Below are 16,425 nucleotides of genomic sequence, written 5' to 3'. Positions count from 1 at the left end.
TAGCCGAAATGTCGGATTCAAGAATCCGACCTGCGCTGCTGATAATGTCCTTTATAGGCCGTCTGAAAATGACAAAGCAGATTTCATGGCTACTCCACTATTTTCAGACGGCCTCTATCCTCTTTTAAGCCAAGAAGAACCCGTTATCCGGCAGCTTGCCGCCCAAAAGTTTCGGGTTGAACTGCATCAGGATTTCGTAAAACTTCAAAATCTCGTTTTTCACTTCGCTGCCTTTGGTTACCGTCAGCCGCGCGCCGTCCAAGCCCATGACTAGTGCGGGTTCGGGGGCGGGGAGGTAGTTTTTGCCGATTTTCGCCGCGCTTTGGCGGTTGGCGAGTATCCAGTTGAGCGCGTTTTTCAAATCCTGATGGAAGAGGTCGAACTGCGCCTTGTGTACGTGGAAATATTCTTCGTTGGCGATGATGCCCGCCATCGGAATCAGCGGTTTGGTGTCAAACGCCTGCCCCCATGCCTTCACCAAATCAAATCCGCGCACGACGTTTACGCCCATGGTTTTGCCTTTGAGCATGCTGGCGGTCGCCATCGGTTCGGGCAGGATGGCGGCGTGGTAGTCCTTGCTCAAAAACAGCCCTACCGCTTCGGGCGGCGTGGCGGTATAAGTGATGCCGACTTTGTGCGCGTCGATTTTCAGTTTTTTCAACAAGGCTTGCAGCACGATGTCGGGCATGTCGTTTTTAAACGGCACGAGGATTTTTTTGCCGACCAAATCCTGCGGCGAGGCAATCGCGCTGCCTTTGCAGACCAACTGCGTGATGCCGTTGGTCAAAATATTGACCATGCCGACTTTCTGCCCTTGGTTGCGCAGGTTTACGCCGACATTGCTCGGACTCATCATTACTTTAAATTGCCCACTCGCCACGCCCGCGCGAAGCTGGTCGGGCGAACGCCAGATTTTCAGCGACACATCCGCCTGCTTCGCCAGCTTGCCTTGCAACGCCGCTACGGCAATGGTTACGCTGGGCATTGCCGGCGCGCCGTACACGGTAAATTGCTCTTTACCGGCCGCCAACAGCGAAGGCGAAACGCTTGCTGCTGCCAGCGCGGCAGTCATTTTTAAGAAATCACGTCTTTTCATATCCATTTTTATCTCCTAATTCTTAATAAGCCAATGCAGGCATTCTTTCAGACGGCCTGATACTCAAAACGCCGCATGCAAACTCAACCAATATGTCCTGCCCGGTGCATACACCACGCCGGGCGACAGGGCGAGGACGTGGTCGCCGCTGATGTGTTCGGCGTATTTTTTGTTGAACACGTTGTTCACGCCCAGGCGCAAGCCGTATTTGTCTTTGATGTTTACGCTTGCGTACACGTCGGCAACGGTAAAGCCTTTGGCGGCTTCGCGTTTGTCTATGCCCAGACCGCTTGCCGCGTCAAAATCGCCGCGCGTTTGTTTGGCGACAAAGCGTGTTGCCGCGCCGATGTTGTAGCTGCCGTGGGCAAAGTAGTTTTTGTAGTCGGCTTGGACGGCGGCTTCAAACGGACGGATTTGATAGAGCGGCCTGCCGTCGGTTTCGTTGTATCCGTAGTTGTAGGCGGCTTTGATGCCTGCCGCCCAATGCGGATTGAAGTTGTAACGCGCGTAGGCCTGCGCGGTAAACAATCGTGCGTCCACATTGCGTGTGATGATGCCGCCGCCGTTGGATGAAATACCGCTTTGTCCGCGTGCGCGGTCAAAAATAATCAGGTCTTTGACTTTGTCCGCCACAAGTGTGCCGCCCACGTTCCAGCCCGCGCCTGCCAATGAGTTCATGTAGCCGTTGTAGTAGTCGTTGCGGCTGTCGGCGGTGAGCTTGATGCGGTTGTGTTTTTCGGTTTTCAGCAGGGGGTTGCCTGCGATGGCGGCGGCTGGGTTTTGGTTCATCAGCATGCCGTTCATGCGGTTTTGCACGATGGCGGCAAGCGAGTTGAAGCGTTCGGTGTTGTCGCCGATGCGTTCCAAATGTGCGAGGGAAACGCTGTATTTTTGCGTTTCAGACGGCGTGAAATCGTATTTGAGTTCGCCCGACAAAGCATGACGGCGCACTTTGCCGTTGAAGTCGTAGCCGTAATGGGTTTTCCAGATTTGCTGCGCCGAGGCGAAGGCGAGATTGCGGTTCATCGGATGGGCGGGTTGCGCCGTATTTTTGCGAACGTCCGCTTCGTTGAGTTCGTAGCTCAAACCCAAGCCCAGTTTGTGTCGGTCGTCAAACTTGTAAGACAAGGTATCGGCAATACGCCAGCGGTCGATGTGCACATCGGCGAAACGGTAGCCGTTGAGGAAGTCGCGCATGGCGGTGTGGGTGTTGCGTTCGCCGTTTTGGCTGTCGTTGCGGTAGCTGACGGCGGCTGTGTTGTGGAACTTGCCGAAATCTGCGTCGTGTTTGAGCGAGAAATCATACACTTTGCGGTCAAGCTCTACGAGCACTTGCTGCAGCGTGTTGTTTTGGCGCAGGGAGTAATTGTCGGCGCGGCGTTTGAGTTTGATGACGCCTGCTTCCGCGCTGACCGTATTGCTCAAATCGGCATTGCCCCAACGCGCGTTGAGTTTGGCGATGTGGCGTTCGGTGTCCAATGCGTCGTTGACGAACTGCGGCTGGCGGTCGTTGTTGATGTCGTCGTGCAGATAAGTGAGGCGGTATTCCTGGTTTTCAGACGGCACGAAACCGAGCACCAAAGCCTGATTGAAGCGGCTGTATTTCCAATCGGTATCGCGCCCGCCGCCGTCTTTGTAGCCGTTTGCCTTGGTGTGATTGAGGTTGGCTACGCCGTATACCTTCGCCCCGCGCGCTTGCGCGGTAACGGAGTTGTAAAAGCTTTTGCCGTAAAAGCCGCTGTTTGCCTTCAGCGGGCGGAAGGCTTGGTCTATGTTTTCGGTAACAAAGTAATGATTGCTGCGGTCGGTACGGTCGAATTGGTTTTCGGGGAAGTAGCCCTGAGCTGCGGTCGGCGCAACGGGTTTGGGGGGCGAGAAGGTTTTGACAGGCTGGATTTCGTCAGGGTTTGCCAAGGTTTCCGCGAAAATGGGTGCTGATGCAAGGCCGCCCATCAGCAGCCAGGCCAGATGTTTTTGTTTCATGTCATATCCTGATAATAATTTTTATTTATTATGCTATTAAAAGTAATGCAAGTAAAGAAAAGTTTCTTTCAATCGGCTGAAGGAAATTTTTATTGATGTTTGCCGCCATAGCCGAATGTAAAAAGGCCGTCTGAAAACGGTATTTTCAGACGGCCTGTTGTGTTTTTATTGCTTTGCAGCTTATTTCAACAGGTTTTTCAATGCCAGACGTACGCCTTCGCCCACTTCCGTTCCCGGGGCGATGCCTTTGACGGCGGCGCGGGCTTCGCGGTCGCTGTAACCCAGGGCCAGCAGTGTGCCGATGATGTCGTCGGTTTCGTCGGCGGCCTGCGGTTGTGCAAACAGGCCGTCTGAAATGGTGCCGCCGGAAAGTTTGCCGCGCAGTTCGAGTATCATGCGCTCGGCGGTTTTTTTGCCGATGCCGGGAGCGGAGGAGAGGCGTTTGACATCTTCCTGCGCCACGGCCTGCGCCAGTTCGTCGGCGGTCATGGCAGACAGGATGCCCAGGGCGGTTTTTGCACCGATGCCGCTTACTTTGACCAGTTGGCGGAAAGTCGCGCGTTCGGCGGCCGTGCCGAAGCCGAACAGCAGGTGTGCGTCTTCGCGCACGACGAGTTGGGTGTAGAGCTGCACGGTTTCGTTCAGTGGCGGCAGGTTGTAGAAGGTCTGCATGGAAACGTCGGCTTCGTAGGCCACGCCGTTTACGTCGATGACGATTTGCGGCGGCTGTTTTTCGATGAGTTTTCCGGTCAGGCGGCTGATCATGGGGATTCCTCGAATGGATTGAAACGGGCGGGATTATAGTGCGAAACGGGCGGCGCGATTCGGCGCCGGTGGGTATAATTGCGCGGCCGTGGTTTCTGGCAGGGCGTTTTCAGGGGGAATGAATGAGTGATAACAGAAAACATGATGAGTTGGCGGGTATTTTACTACACCAGCTACGCAATCTGATTGATGGTAATCAGGCGCGGGCGGGCGAAGTTGTGCCCGGGCAGTATGAAGCGGAGGATTTTCGCGTCCGTCTGTTTGTGTTGTGGTCTTTTTTCGGCAGGATGGAGGACAGCGTAACGGCGGGCGATGCTTCGATGAAAGACCATTTCGGTTACAACGGAGCGGCGTTTGCGCGGCACAGCGGCGAATTGTCGGAACGGGCGGCCTGCGATACGGATTTGCGGGCGGGCTTTTTGGACAGGCTGCGTGCGGCGGGCGGGAAAGGTGTGGCCGAATCGGGGCGGGAAACGGCTTTTCATACTTTCCGGCCTTTTTCCATCCATGAGAAATGCCAATCCTGCCACGGCAAGGGCAATGTCTCCTGCCACTCCTGCCAAGGATCGGGGCGGGAGCGGTGTCATTGGTGCGGCGGTTCGGGGCAACATGCCGAGCAGGTTCCGTTATATGACGGCAACAGCCAATACCGGGGTACGCGGACGGTGTACAAAAGCTGCGGCGGCTGCTGGGGCAGCGGATACAGGACGTGCGGTTCGTGTTCGGGCAGCGGCAGGGAAAAATGCGGCAATTGTTCGGGCTACGGCTTTTTTACCCGTGTCCGTGAAATACAGGCATTGGCCGTGCCGTCGTACGAGGTGGCGGCGGATACGCGGTTTGCACCGCAGGCATTGAGTGATTTGCTGGCTCGGTCGGGTGCGGAATTTTGCGGCGAGAAAATCCCGTTCGATTTGAATGGGGAGCAGGCGGGTGAAAAGACGCACGGGATGTCGTATGTCGGTATTAGCACCGCCGTCATGCTTCCGTTCGGGCTGAAGGGGAAGACGTATATCTGCCATGCGTTTTCCAATCCGCCGTATCCCTATGTGCGGCCGACCGTGTTCGACGATTTGTTTGCTGACGAGCTGGCGTTCCTACAGACGAATTTGTCCGGAAAGCGGAAATTGGGCAAAAAGGATGCGGTGGCGTTTTTCAGCCGCTATGCCGGACAGCCGGTTTTGGATGATGCCATGCGCAAGATCGCCGACTGCCGCACGGTGCAGGACGAAGATACCGGCCATGCCGTTCAGACGGCCTGCCAAGGCTTTATCAGTACGGAAATGGCAGGGCGGCTGGCCAATGTGCTGAACCTGATCATCGATAAAGTGTCTCCCGCCTATTCTCCGGCCGTATGGATTTTGTTCGGCCTACCGGTTTTAGCCTATTTGGCCTTGCTGCAGGAATGGGATGCCGAACAGAATATTGCCGCGAGGCCGTTCGGAACATTACTGGGCGGCGGATTGGCTTTCCTGCTGATCCTGTTGGCCGTCGGCATTGCGGCTTCTTTGCTCAGTATGGTGGTCGTGGTCTGGCAGCGGCGCAAAGTGCCGCCTGCCTACCGCCAGCAGATGCGTAATGCGGAGGCATTCGGAAAATTGTTGGGTTGGGGCTTCCTTGTATGGCTGGCGGCCTGCGCCTACGGTTTTGCCGCCTCGCAGGATTGGCTGCCGAAAAGCGAAGGCCGTTTGGCCCTGGAAGTAACTCAGGCGGCGTGCAGGCAGGCGGACGGGTGGTTGGGGCCGTCTGAAAACGGGGAATTCGAAGGAAACGGTTTTTTTGCGAAGCTTAAACGGGATTTCGGCAGCCTTTGCCGGCTTTCTGCCAATCATACCGAAAGGATGGAAATGCCTGCGCAAAAAGAGCAGGTGTTGTATATCCAACGCCGTTTGCAGGCAGGCGGTTATAAGATTAAGGCCGACGGTAAATTCGGTAAGGAAAGCCGCCGTTTGGCCCGCGATTATCTGGCCAAAGCCGGACAGTCCGTTGCCGACGATGCTGCGACGGAGGATTACTATCGGGCGTTTTTGCAGCTGGAGGGGGCAGGGTATTGAGCCCGTACGGCTTTCGACATCAAAGAGGCCGTCTGAAAAACCTTGTTGCGGGTTTTTCAGACGGCCTTTCAATTTATTGCGGCCTTTGCCGTTTTCAGACGGCCTCTGTCCGCAGCAGCAGCCAATCGCGTGCTTCGCCGTCTACCAGCGGCAGCAGTTTTTCGCGCACGTCGGCGTGGTAGGCGTTGAGCCAGCGGATTTCTTCGGCCGTCATCAACGACAGGTCTATCGGGCGCGTGTCTATCGGGCAGAGGGTGAGGGTTTCGAAATGCAGGAATTTGCCGAATTCGGTTTCCTGCGGCGATGCCACGGGTTGGTTGGCGACAAGGTTTTCGATGCGCACGCCCCATCTGCCCGGGCGGTAGAGGCCGGGTTCGTTGGAGGTAATCATGCCCGCCTTCATGGCGTGATGGGGATTGACGGGGGCAAGGTAGGAGATGACCTGCGGGCCTTCGTGCACGTTCAGGAAGTAGCCCACGCCGTGCCCCGTGCCGTGGCCGTAGTTGCATTGTTCCTGCCAAAGGGGTTTGCGGCAGATGGCGTCGAGCAGGGGGGCGGCGATGTTTTCGGGGAACACGGTTTCGGCCAGCGCGATATGGGCTTTTAAGACTAGCGTGTAGTCGCGTTTTTGTTCGGGCGTGGTTTCGCCGACGGGGACGACGCGGGTGATGTCGGTGGTGCCGCCCAGATATTGCGCGCCCGAGTCAATCAGCAGCAGGCCGCTGCCGGTGATGTCGCTGAACGCTTCGGGCGTGGCGGCGTAGTGCGGCAGCGCGCCGTTGGCGTTGTAGCCGGCGATGGTGTTGAAACTGAGTGAAACGAAGTTCGGGCGCGCGCTGCGGTATTTGTGGAGCATGGTGTCGATGTCCAGCTCGTTCATGGCGGTGCCGTCGGCCAGATTGCGCTCGAATTCGGCGAAGAAGCCGCACAGTGCCGCGCCGTCTTGCCGCATGGCTTCGCGTACATGGTCCAAATCGGCGGCGGATTTGACGGATTTGAACAGGGTGGACGGGTTGATGTTTTCAATCAGGCGGCTTTCAGACGGCATGAGTTGCAGCGTGCTGACGGCGGTTTTGTCGGGGTTGACGAGCAGGCCGTCTGAAATCTTGGCCAAGGCTTCGCGCACGGCGGCGTAGGGCGCGGTGGTGATGCCCGCTTCGGCCAGCAGCGCGCGCGATGCCGGATTCAGCTTGGCTTCATCAACGAACAGGGTTGCCGAATCGGTGCCGATGAGCAGGTACGACAGGAATACGGGGTTGTACGGTACGTCGCTGCCGCGCAGGTTGGTCAGCCATGCGGTGTCGTCGAGCGAAGAAATCAGATGCCAGGCCGCGCCTTGTTCTTTCATGGCGGCACGCACGCGGGCGAGTTTGGCGGCAGCGGTTTCGGAAATGAAGGCTGCGTCGTGCGGGAAAACGGTTTCCTGCGGCAGGGCGGGGCGGTCGGTCCAAACCGCGTCGGCGATGTCGCGCGATACGTCGAGGCGGATGTTTTTGGCGGCGAAGGCGGTTTCAAGCTGGCGTTTAGCGGTCAGCGACAGCATGTCGGCCGCCGCGCCCGCCGCCGCGCCGTCCGGCAGTTCGGCGGCCAGCCAGTCGGTGTAGGGCGCGACTTCACCGACTTTTTGCAATTCTATGCCGCTGCCTTGGAGCTGGTGTGCGGCTTGTTCCCAATAGCGGCTGTCCGCCCACAGGCCGGCTTTGTCGGCGGTAACGACCAAGGTGCCGACCGAACCGGTGAAGCCGGAAAAATACACCCGCGCCTGCCAGTGTTCGGGCAGGTATTCGGACAAATGCGGGTCGGCGGACGGGACAATCCAGGCGGCGAGGTTGTGTTCGCGCATGGTTTGGCGGAGTTTGGCAAGGCGTTGGGCGGCTGGGTTCATGAGTTGTTCCTTTCTGCGTGCGCGCCGTTTCGGCGGCGGGTTGGATGGGTGGAGGAGCCGTCTGAAAGCAGGATTTCGGTTTTCAGACGGCCTGTCCGATTCGGCTTATTCGTTTACCGCTTCTAACGCGGTGAAGAAGATAATATCCAAGTCTTTTTGGGGTAGAAAATCGGTTTTTTCGGCGCGGAAAACCGTCGGGCTGATTTTACGCAAGGATTTGTCCCAACACAGGGAAACGAGTTGGCCGGGCTCGCGCTCGACCGTCAGTGTGAATTTGCCGATCGGCTTGGCCCAGTTTGCGTCGGTGGTTAAGACGTAGCCCAGTTGGGTGTAGGTGCGGAAGCGGTGGCGCGGGTCGGCCAGCGTGCGACGCAGGTCGTCGCTGATGCAGTACGTTTTCGCCATCGGGCCGCCTTTTTCCGGCTCTGCGGGCGGGATGAGGAAGCTGCCGCCCAGAAGCGGGGTGTATTGATGTTTTATGTTAGTGGTTTTGCCGGCTTTGAAGGTCTGCTTCCAACTGTATACGATTACCGCTGACCAAAAATCGCTTATATCGTCATCGCTCTTCAGCTTGAGTTTGGCTGCTTGTGGGGTCAGGCAGGCGTTGATTTTGGCGGATACTTTTTCGTGGTCGTATTTGTTTGTCCACGGAGCCATCAATTCGATATCGGATAGGCCGCATTGTTTCAGTTTGGCGGTCATGTCGGCCTTTTTGCCGTCTTTGGTTTCAAAAAAGGCGCGCACATGGACTTGAGGTTTGACGGCCTTGCCGTCGGCCCAAATACGGAAGCTGTTGATGAGGCCGGCGGTGTCGGCAAAATCGCCGTCATAACCGGCCGATACTTCGGGCAGGGGGAATAATACGGTTTCAGTAATGTCCTGTGCGGAATTATTTTTGAATGTGTAGGATACGCGTATCTGTTGCTGGCTGATGTACAAATCCTCGCGTTGCATTTCGATGTGCTGGTTTTTCAAATATTGGATGCCGCCGGTTTCGACAAAGCCGGTGCTGTCGTTGGCCTGCGCTGTTACGGCGGCGAGCAGTAGGACGGGGAAGGCTGTATGTTTCATGGGTTTCCCTTTGCCGAAAACGGAGGAAAGGCCGTCTGAAACGTTTTCAGACGGCCTGAAGCGTATGTTAATCCGCGCCTTTGAGCATACGGTTCAGTACGGGAACCTGTACCAGCAGCGCGATGCCGACCGATACGCCGATGATGCACAGCAACCAGTAGAAATCGAGCGGTGCTTTTTCATCATAGAACCGTTTGAACAACTGGCCGCCCAAGGTAAAACCGATGGATAGGGCGAGGAAGTTCAAGGCCACCATTTGGGTTTTGAACATCGGTGGGGCGATTTTGGTGGACAGCGAGAGGGAAATCGGCGACAGCAGCAGTTCGCCTATCGTTACGGCCAGCAGTACCAATGCGAAGATGATGATCGGCATCGGCGTACCGGAAGAAATGTAGGGCACGAAGCCGAGGTAGGATACGCCGACTACCAGCATCGCCAAGGCGAATTTCAGCGGCGTTTTCGGCTGGCGTTTGCCCATTTTCGTCCATACGGCGGCCAACACGCCGGAGAACAGCACCACCCACATACTCTGTATCGAGTCTTTCCATGCTACGGGCACGGTAAAGCCGAAGAAGGTGCGGTCTACCGTTTCGTCAAAATATACGGTGGCCACGGTGTACACCTGGAACCATACCGCCCAGAAGGCGCAGATGGTAATGAAAAGCGGGATATAGGCCATGATGTGGCGTTTGTTGTCCGCATTGACATGCTGGCTGCCCAGCAACCGCGCAAAGTAGGCAATCACGGCCAGAATCACCGTTGCCAGCAGGAATTGCGGGAAGGTTTCGAGGTTCAGCGCACCGGTGGCAATCAGGCTGCCCAAAACCAATATGATCAATACGCCGATTGCGGCGGCGGTTTTCACTTTTTCCGGCTGCAACGGATTGGGGGCGGGTGTTTGCGGCAAATTTTTGCGGCCGAGGGAATACCACCACAAACCAAACGCCATGCCGACGGCAGCCGCGCCGAAGCCGTAATGGAAGCCGTAATCTTTTTGCAGCAGGCCGGTAATGATGGGGCCGAAGAAGCCGCCGATATTGATGGAAATGTAGAAAATCGAGAAGCCCGCATCACGCAGCGGCTGCATTTCGTCGCTTTCATACAGCGAGCCGACCATGGAGCTGGCCGACGACTTTACGCCGCCGCTGCCCAAGGCGATGCACACCAGGCCAAACAGCAGGCCGGACAGGCCGGGGATGACGGCCAGCAGGATGTGGCCGAGCATCACGACGATGCCTGAGAGAAATAGCGTTTTTTCCGCTCCGAAAATCCGGTCGGCCAGCCACGCGCCGAGGATGGTGGAGAGGTAGACGCTGCCGCCGTATGCGCCGACGATGCCGCCGGCCAGCGTTTTATCCATGCCCAAACCGCCTTCTTTTGCGGTGTAGTATAGATAAATCATCAGGATGCCCTGCATCCCGTAGAACGAGAAACGTTCCCACAGTTCGATGTGGAACAGCGTGGAAAGCTGAATCGGATGGCCGAAGAATTTTTTGGCCGGGTTCGGGGTAGACATAAATTCTCCTTAACAAAAGGCAATCAATTTTTTTATTAGTCGGCAAGCGGCATCCGGCAGTCAGGCCGTCTGAAAACAACGGCAGCAGCCGAAGCATACCTGCCTTGTAGTGATTTGTAACCCAATATTTAAAATTTGTCAAAACGGGCAATGGCGGATTTACGTTTTATGATGTGTTTAAATGAAAAAGGCCGTCTGAAAACGGAGTTTCAGACGGCCTGCCAGGTAATAATCCACCTGCCTATACATCAACAATCCAGCTATATGGAGGGTCAGATGTTAGACGCACAATTTGAGAAAGCTTTTCCAGCCCGATTGCCGAAGCAGATTTTCTGTATTTGTCGGCGGTTATTTCTTTCTGCCAAAAATCAGCGAAAGTACCGACAGAATCAGGAAGCCGACAAACAGGATTTTGGCAATACCTGCCGCACTGCCTGCGATGCCGCCAAAACCCAGTACGGCTGCAATGATGGCGATAACGAAGAAAACAACTGCATAATGTAGCATGATTTTTCCCTATTTTCTGTTTTGATAAGAATGCGGCCGGAAACCGACCGCATTCTTTAATATTGGATTGAAATCGTTAATCTTGACTGCTTAGCCAATCGTCGATTTCTTTCTCTGCTTCTTCTTTGGTGCGACCATATTTTTCGCGGATTTTTCCTGCCAATTGGTCGCGTTTGCCTTCGATAATGTCCAAATCATCATTAGTCAATTCGCCCCATTTTTCCTGAGCTTTACCTTTGAGCTGCGCCCATTTTCCTTTGATAATATCTTCATTCATGATTATGCCTTTCGATATTTCTAAATAATCAAATACTCACGGCGTCAGCCGCTTGTTAACTACCTTATCCGATAATTTATTTTTTTGCAAGCTGCTTTACATTTTCATCTAAGTCATCAATCAGTCAGTTAGAGACCTTTGCAAAATTTCTTTTCCTCAGCAGCCAAAACCCAAACACAGGTTTTCGGCTGTTTTCGTACCCAATCCCCCTGTTTTTCTCGCCCGGATGCTGATTAATCGGGTATCCAAGGGGGATTAAGGGGGTATTTGGGTAGAATCAGTGGATATTTGAAACAAAAACAGCCGGAAAATCTTTATTTAGGTTTCGGCTGTTGGGGAAAAAGGAATTTTGCAAAGGTCTCCGTATGGGAGATGGAATTTTGACAGAAAGGCCGTCTGAAAACGGATTTTCAGACGGCCTTTTAGGTGATTTCCTGCGCTTATTTGCCGGGAACGACGCCCATGCGCTGTTTCAGCGAGGTGTTCGCCTGTTTGAACAACGAGGCGTAATAGGCAGCGTTGGTCATCACTTTTTTCACGTAGTCGCGCGTTTCATCGAACGGGATAGTTTCGGCGTAAATCGCGCCTTCCAGCGGGGATGATGCCTGCCATTGGCGGGCGCGGCCTGGGCCAGCATTGTAACCCGCCGTGGCCATGACTTCGTTGTTTTGCAGGCGGCGTTTGGCATCGGACATGTACCATGTGCCCATGCGGATGTTGCCGTCCATGGTGTAGAGTTCGCTGCTGTCCATGCCGATTTTGCCGGCGATTTCGCGCGCGGTGGCAGGCATAACCTGCATCAGGCCTTGTGCGCCGACGCTGGATTGTGCGCCGAGCATGAAGCGGCTTTCTTGGCGGATGAGGCCGTAAACCCATGCCGGGTCGATGCCCGCTTCGGCGGCATAGCGGCCGGTAATGTCGCGGAAGGGCGAGATGTAGCGCAGGTTGTAGTTGAGTTTGTGCGTGGTGCTGTCGGCGGTGTGGATGGCCATTTCGTAGAATTGGTTGTCGTAAGCAAGCTGGGCGGCTGCCAGTTTGGTGTCTTCGTTGAAGCCGCGCGTGGCGTAACGCCATTCCGCCTGTGCCGCACGGCGCATGGCGCGGTCGCCGCCGCCTGCTTTGAACAGGGTGAGGGCGCGGGCGATGGCGCCGTCGCGTGCCAGGGTGTCGAGGTCGCGGCGGCTTGCAGCGGTGGCATTGTTGTTGGTGTGGATGCGTTTGCCGAGTTCTTCGGTGGACAGTACGGCGTAGAAGTTGCGTCCGCTTTGTTCTGCTTTACGATAGAGGGCTTGGGCGCGGGCGTTGTCCCCGCGCGCGGCGTGGCTGCGGCCGAGCCAGTACAGCCAGGTTGGATTGTCCTGCAGTTCGGCCGGCATGGAGGTGATGATGTCGGCCAGTGTGCCCCAGTCTTGAAGCCTCAGGGCGGAACGAGCGAACCATTCGAATTGGTCGTTTGTCAGTTGGTTGCGGTCGGCACGGCGGTAGTATTTGAGGGCGGTGGCGAAGTTTTGGCTTTTGGCCTGACGGTGCGCCAGCACGCCCCAGGCGAATCCAGCCTGTTCGCGGGTGAAGAGGCTTTCTTGGTTGCTCAGGTTTTGGGCTGCCGCCGGGCTTTTTTGTGCGTTTGCGCCGATGATGTCGCGCAGGAGGTTTTCTTGCGCGCCTTGTCCGCTGCCGCCTTCAAGCGGGCTGCCGAGGGCGGCGGCAAGACGGGAGGCATCGGTGGTTTGGTTGTTGGCAATCAGGCCGCGTACGCGCCGCCAAGCATCGGTGGTTTTCAGACGGCCTTCCCGTGCGTGGGTTTCGATTAAGGCGGTGCAGCCTTGCGGCAGGCGGCCGGTTTCGCGGACGAGTTTTGCCGCCAAGCCGGTGTCTTGCAGGTTTTCGGCGTAGCAGCCGACTTCCTGGCTGCGGCCTTCGGCGGCGAGTTTGGCGTATTCGCGTTGGAAGGTTGCCCAGTCGCCGTGCCGCGCCAGGCTTTTGAGCCATTCGTTGCGGACGGCTTCGCCCATCGCGCTGTCGCTCTGGCCGCTGAGGAATTGGGCGGGCTGGATGTCGTCGCCCGCTTTGGCGGCGCGCAATACGTTTTCGTAGAGGGCGTAGTCGTTCAGTGTTTTTGCCGGGTTTTCGCTGCTGCGGGCGGTCGGCAGACTGACGCCGCCGGAAACGTCGGACGGTAGGGCGTGTCTGCTGTTTACGGGTTCTACGGGCTTTTCGGCGGTACATGCTGCCAAGAGCAGGGCGGCAATCAGGGGTATTCTGTATCGGATCATGTGTCGTCGTTCTTTCTGTTGCGGGTTTCAGACGGCCTATATTGTGTGTTTGATAGGTTGGAGGCCGTCTGAAAGCAGGGAGGGATGATAGCAAGGTTTGCGGGCTTTGCCCAAATGTGCCGCATTTGATTTACATTGGTTATTCGTATTCTGCGGTTTATCGGAAAATAGGCAGGCCGGACGTTTCCGTCCGGCCGGTGGATGTTTTCAGACGGCCCCGAAAGGCTGTCTGCCGTTTTTTAAAATATTTGCCACACGAAGAAAACCAGTGTGTGGAGCAGGAAGAGCGGAACCAAAATGCCGAACGACCAGGCCATGTAGCCGAAGAAGCTGGGCATGGGCACTTTGCGTTGTTCGGCGATGGCTTTTACCATGAAGTTGGGGGCGTTGCCGATGTAGCTGAGCGCGCCCATGAAGACCGAACCCATTGAAACGGCCAGCAGGGTGTGAAACAGGTGGCCGTTCATTAAAACGTGGGGGTCGCCGCCGGCGAGGTTGAAGAACACCAAATAGGTCGGTGCGTTGTCCAAAAAGGCGGACAACAGGCCCGACATCCAGAAGTACATGGTGTTAATCGGATGGCCGGAGCTGTCGTGCACCAGTGCGACCACGCCTGCGAGCGCACCGTTTTCGCCTGCTTTGAGGATGGCCAAAACGGGTGTGATGGTGATAAAGATGCCGAGGAAGAGTTTGCCGACTTCGGCTATCGGGTCCCAGTTGAATTCGTTGCCCGCCCGAACCTGTTTCGGCGTAATAATCAGCGAAACGGCGGTTATAGACAGCAGCAGCAGGTCGCGGATGAGGTTTTGCAGTTCGTAATGGCTGCCGAATACATCTACGGAAATGCCGGGTTTCCAGATGCCGGACATCAATACGGTACCGACGATGCCGATTAGCAAGGCAAAGTTGCGTTTGCCGTGGATTTGCAGACGGCTGTCGGGGCTTGGGTCGCGGGGTTGGATTTCGTCTTCTTTGCCGTAAAAATGTCTGTCAAGAAAATAAAACAGGGTCAGCAGGACGGTGCTGCTGACCAATACGGGCATCAGCATATGGCGTACCGTCCACATGAAATCCACGCCTTTCAAGAAGCCGAGGAACAGGGGCGGGTCGCCCAGCGGGGTCAGTCCGCCGCCGATGTTGGCTACCAGGAAAATAAAGAAAATGACGGCGTGTACGCGGTGTTTGCGGTTATCGTTGGCCTTCAGCAGCGGGCGTATCATCAACATCGCCGCGCCGGTCGTCCCCATCACGGAAGCCAGCAAGGTGCCGATGGCGAGGATGGCGGTATTCGTTTTGGGCGAGCCATGCAGGTTGCCCCATACCAAAATGCCCCCGGACACGGTATAGAGTGCCAGCAGCAATGCGATAAAGGGTATGTATTCATCCACTAGAGCGTGGATAACGGTAGAAATGCCGGAACCTAGGCCATAGCTGAGCGAGAACGGAATAAGGAAAAGCAGCGTCCAAAACGCGGTAATTTTGCCGAAGTGATGATGCCAGGTGTGTGAAAACAGCAGCGGACCGGTGGCAATCGACAGCAGAATCAAGGCAAACGGCAAACCCCATAACAAACTTAGAGTTGAGCCGTCGGGCGCGGCGGCAAAAACGGAAGTCGGAAAGAGTAATAGCAGGGGTAGAAGGAGTTTGTGCGGCATTGGGGGTTCCTTTTCTTATTCCGGTCGGCAGGATATTTTTCAGACGGCCTTCCTTTATAGTCAAACGGTCTGATTATTAAAAACTACCGTCCGATTGTAACGGAAAAACAAAATCAAAGAAACGCAGCAGGGAAATGCGCCGAATTAAGAAAAAAGGCAGAATTTCTGATTCTGCCTTTTAGAAAAATATTTGACTGTAGTAGGAGGATTAAGGCCGTCTGAAGGTTAGCAGCAAATCGCGGAATACATTCGGGTCTTTGATAAAGGTCATTTCCCCCTCCTGCGGGAAGTGGAAATCCAACAAGCGGGAAACCCAAAAACGTATACAGCCGGCACGCTGGGCCGTAGGGAAATATGCACGTTCGGCATCGGAAAGCGGACGGATGCTTTCATAACCGCGAATGAAAGCATCTGCCAAAGAAGAGTCCAATCGATTGTCTGCCGTTCGCGCCCAATCGTTCACCGCAATCGCCAAATCGTACATAAAATTGCCGTTGCAAGCATAATAAAAATCGATAAATCCGGCTACGTCATCACCGTTTAACAGCACATTATCCTTAAATAAGTCTGCATGGATAATGCCGCGCGGCAAACCTATATCGGGGTGAGTGTCCAAATAGGCAATTTCATCTTGCAAGAGTTCGGCATCTTCCTGATTTAATACCGGCAGCAGTTTATCTGCCGCTTCATGCCACCAGGCAGCATGGCGGGGGTTTTCCATATGCAGCGGAAAATCCCGGCCCGCCAAGTGCATTTTGGCCAGCATCGCACCTGTGTTAAAACATTGCCCAATGGTTGGCCAACCCGTATCCGCACCTTGAAGGCAGCTAACCAAACAAGCCGGTTTCCCTGCCAAGATAGAATCAAAACGACCGTCTTTGCGCATGATAGGTGCCGGGCAGGCGACACCGGCTTTGTTCAAATGCTGTTTTAACAAAAGAAAAAAAGGTAGTTCGTGTTGTTGCAGCACTTCAAATACAGTCAGCACATAACGGCCATCGGATGTAGTTAAAAAATAATTGCTATTGGTTACGCCTTGGGCAATTCCCACTAAGGAAATAAAATCACCCAAATCGTAATCAGTCAAAAAAGTACGCATTTCATCATCGGAAACACTGGTATAAACAGACATGGAAATCGCCTATCTTTGGAGAAGATACAGATAAGTTTTAAAACTGCGGCATCATATCAAATATACAAACTTACTAGGAAAGAATGTACTCATAATAAGTTTTATAGTTTTATTGGTGGAGGTTTAGAAAAATAAAATTTTAAAAAAAACATGCTGATAAGCAATTTCCTATATTTTTCTTGCAATATTTATTTGACAGTATTTTCGGATGTGC

Annotated in this window: 12 protein-coding genes; 1 reads left to right on the top strand and 11 read right to left on the bottom strand. The window is 55.0% G+C overall.

Going from position 1 to position 16,425, the window contains the following annotated elements:
* Positions 1-124: 124 nt before the first annotated feature.
* The 3 genes from HMPREF3107_RS10410 to ruvA form a co-directional block, all read right to left on the bottom strand.
* On the bottom strand, positions 125-1,102 hold the full coding sequence (locus HMPREF3107_RS10410; RefSeq protein WP_070455277.1) for an ABC transporter substrate-binding protein: 978 nt from the start codon (positions 1,100-1,102) through the stop codon (positions 125-127).
* A gap of 57 nt (positions 1,103-1,159) precedes the next feature.
* A complete protein-coding gene (locus tag HMPREF3107_RS10405; protein ID WP_070455275.1) occupies positions 1,160-3,079 on the bottom strand; it encodes a TonB-dependent receptor in 1,920 nt (639 codons plus the stop codon).
* Positions 3,080-3,259: 180 nt separating this feature from the next.
* The gene (gene ruvA / locus HMPREF3107_RS10400; protein ID WP_070455273.1) at positions 3,260-3,844 is read right to left on the bottom strand and encodes a Holliday junction branch migration protein RuvA; all 585 of its coding nucleotides are present in this window, start codon (positions 3,842-3,844) and stop codon (positions 3,260-3,262) included.
* Between the two features lie 122 nt (positions 3,845-3,966).
* On the opposite strand from ruvA, the gene HMPREF3107_RS11985 reads away from it, so the two are divergent.
* Positions 3,967-5,895: a hypothetical protein gene (locus HMPREF3107_RS11985; protein ID WP_141742880.1), complete on the top strand. Its 1,929-nt coding sequence runs from the start codon at positions 3,967-3,969 to the stop codon at positions 5,893-5,895.
* Positions 5,896-5,989: 94 nt separating this feature from the next.
* Here HMPREF3107_RS11985 and HMPREF3107_RS10385 read toward each other — a convergent pair whose 3' ends face one another.
* The 8 genes from HMPREF3107_RS10385 to thrB all read right to left on the bottom strand — a co-directional run bounded on the left by HMPREF3107_RS10385 (position 5,990) and on the right by thrB (position 16,211).
* Positions 5,990-7,780, bottom strand: coding sequence for an aminopeptidase P family protein (locus HMPREF3107_RS10385; protein ID WP_070455267.1), 1,791 nt, complete (start codon positions 7,778-7,780; stop codon positions 5,990-5,992).
* 105 nt (positions 7,781-7,885) lie between these two features.
* The gene (locus HMPREF3107_RS10380; RefSeq protein ID WP_070455265.1) at positions 7,886-8,851 is read right to left on the bottom strand and encodes a DUF4424 family protein; all 966 of its coding nucleotides are present in this window, start codon (positions 8,849-8,851) and stop codon (positions 7,886-7,888) included.
* Between the two features lie 67 nt (positions 8,852-8,918).
* Complete coding sequence (locus HMPREF3107_RS10375; protein ID WP_070455263.1) at positions 8,919-10,367, bottom strand: oligopeptide:H+ symporter; 1,449 nt, start codon at positions 10,365-10,367, stop codon at positions 8,919-8,921.
* A gap of 348 nt (positions 10,368-10,715) precedes the next feature.
* Positions 10,716-10,874, bottom strand: a complete 159-nt coding sequence (locus tag HMPREF3107_RS10370; RefSeq protein ID WP_009426549.1) for a DUF1328 domain-containing protein — start codon at positions 10,872-10,874, stop codon at positions 10,716-10,718.
* A gap of 76 nt (positions 10,875-10,950) precedes the next feature.
* Complete coding sequence (locus HMPREF3107_RS10365; RefSeq protein WP_070455260.1) at positions 10,951-11,151, bottom strand: CsbD family protein; 201 nt, start codon at positions 11,149-11,151, stop codon at positions 10,951-10,953.
* Between the two features lie 440 nt (positions 11,152-11,591).
* A complete protein-coding gene (locus HMPREF3107_RS10360) occupies positions 11,592-13,424 on the bottom strand; it encodes a lytic transglycosylase domain-containing protein (RefSeq protein WP_070455258.1) in 1,833 nt (610 codons plus the stop codon).
* A gap of 239 nt (positions 13,425-13,663) precedes the next feature.
* On the bottom strand, positions 13,664-15,079 hold the full coding sequence (locus HMPREF3107_RS10355) for a sodium:proton antiporter (protein ID WP_070455256.1): 1,416 nt from the start codon (positions 15,077-15,079) through the stop codon (positions 13,664-13,666).
* A 208-nt stretch (positions 15,080-15,287) separates the two neighbouring features.
* Positions 15,288-16,211, bottom strand: a complete 924-nt coding sequence (gene thrB, locus HMPREF3107_RS10350; RefSeq protein ID WP_070455254.1) for a homoserine kinase — start codon at positions 16,209-16,211, stop codon at positions 15,288-15,290.
* Positions 16,212-16,425: the final 214 nt, after the last annotated feature.

Origin of the sequence: Neisseria sp. HMSC31F04 (genome assembly GCF_001807735.1) — a bacterium.
Classification (GTDB): Bacteria; Pseudomonadota; Gammaproteobacteria; order Burkholderiales; family Neisseriaceae; genus Neisseria; species Neisseria elongata.
Note: the sequence above shows the minus strand (reverse complement) of the source record. Positions and strands in the feature narration are given on the sequence as shown.

Excerpts from the sequence above, each read along its gene's own strand:
- HMPREF3107_RS10405 (WP_070455275.1), bottom strand. The coding sequence starts at position 3,079 with ATGAAACAAAAACATCTGGCCTGGCTGCTGATGGGCGGCCTTGCATCA.
- HMPREF3107_RS10410 (WP_070455277.1), bottom strand. The coding sequence starts at position 1,102 with ATGGATATGAAAAGACGTGATTTCTTAAAAATGACTGCCGCGCTGGCA.
- HMPREF3107_RS10385 (WP_070455267.1), bottom strand. The coding sequence starts at position 7,780 with ATGAACCCAGCCGCCCAACGCCTTGCCAAACTCCGCCAAACCATGCGC.
- HMPREF3107_RS10365 (WP_070455260.1), bottom strand. The coding sequence starts at position 11,151 with ATGAATGAAGATATTATCAAAGGAAAATGGGCGCAGCTCAAAGGTAAA.
- ruvA (WP_070455273.1), bottom strand. The coding sequence starts at position 3,844 with ATGATCAGCCGCCTGACCGGAAAACTCATCGAAAAACAGCCGCCGCAA.
- HMPREF3107_RS11985 (WP_141742880.1), top strand. The coding sequence starts at position 3,967 with ATGAGTGATAACAGAAAACATGATGAGTTGGCGGGTATTTTACTACAC.
- HMPREF3107_RS10375 (WP_070455263.1), bottom strand. The coding sequence starts at position 10,367 with ATGTCTACCCCGAACCCGGCCAAAAAATTCTTCGGCCATCCGATTCAG.
- HMPREF3107_RS10355 (WP_070455256.1), bottom strand. The coding sequence starts at position 15,079 with ATGCCGCACAAACTCCTTCTACCCCTGCTATTACTCTTTCCGACTTCC.
- thrB (WP_070455254.1), bottom strand. The coding sequence starts at position 16,211 with ATGTCTGTTTATACCAGTGTTTCCGATGATGAAATGCGTACTTTTTTG.
- HMPREF3107_RS10360 (WP_070455258.1), bottom strand. The coding sequence starts at position 13,424 with ATGATCCGATACAGAATACCCCTGATTGCCGCCCTGCTCTTGGCAGCA.
- HMPREF3107_RS10370 (WP_009426549.1), bottom strand. The coding sequence starts at position 10,874 with ATGCTACATTATGCAGTTGTTTTCTTCGTTATCGCCATCATTGCAGCC.
- HMPREF3107_RS10380 (WP_070455265.1), bottom strand. The coding sequence starts at position 8,851 with ATGAAACATACAGCCTTCCCCGTCCTACTGCTCGCCGCCGTAACAGCG.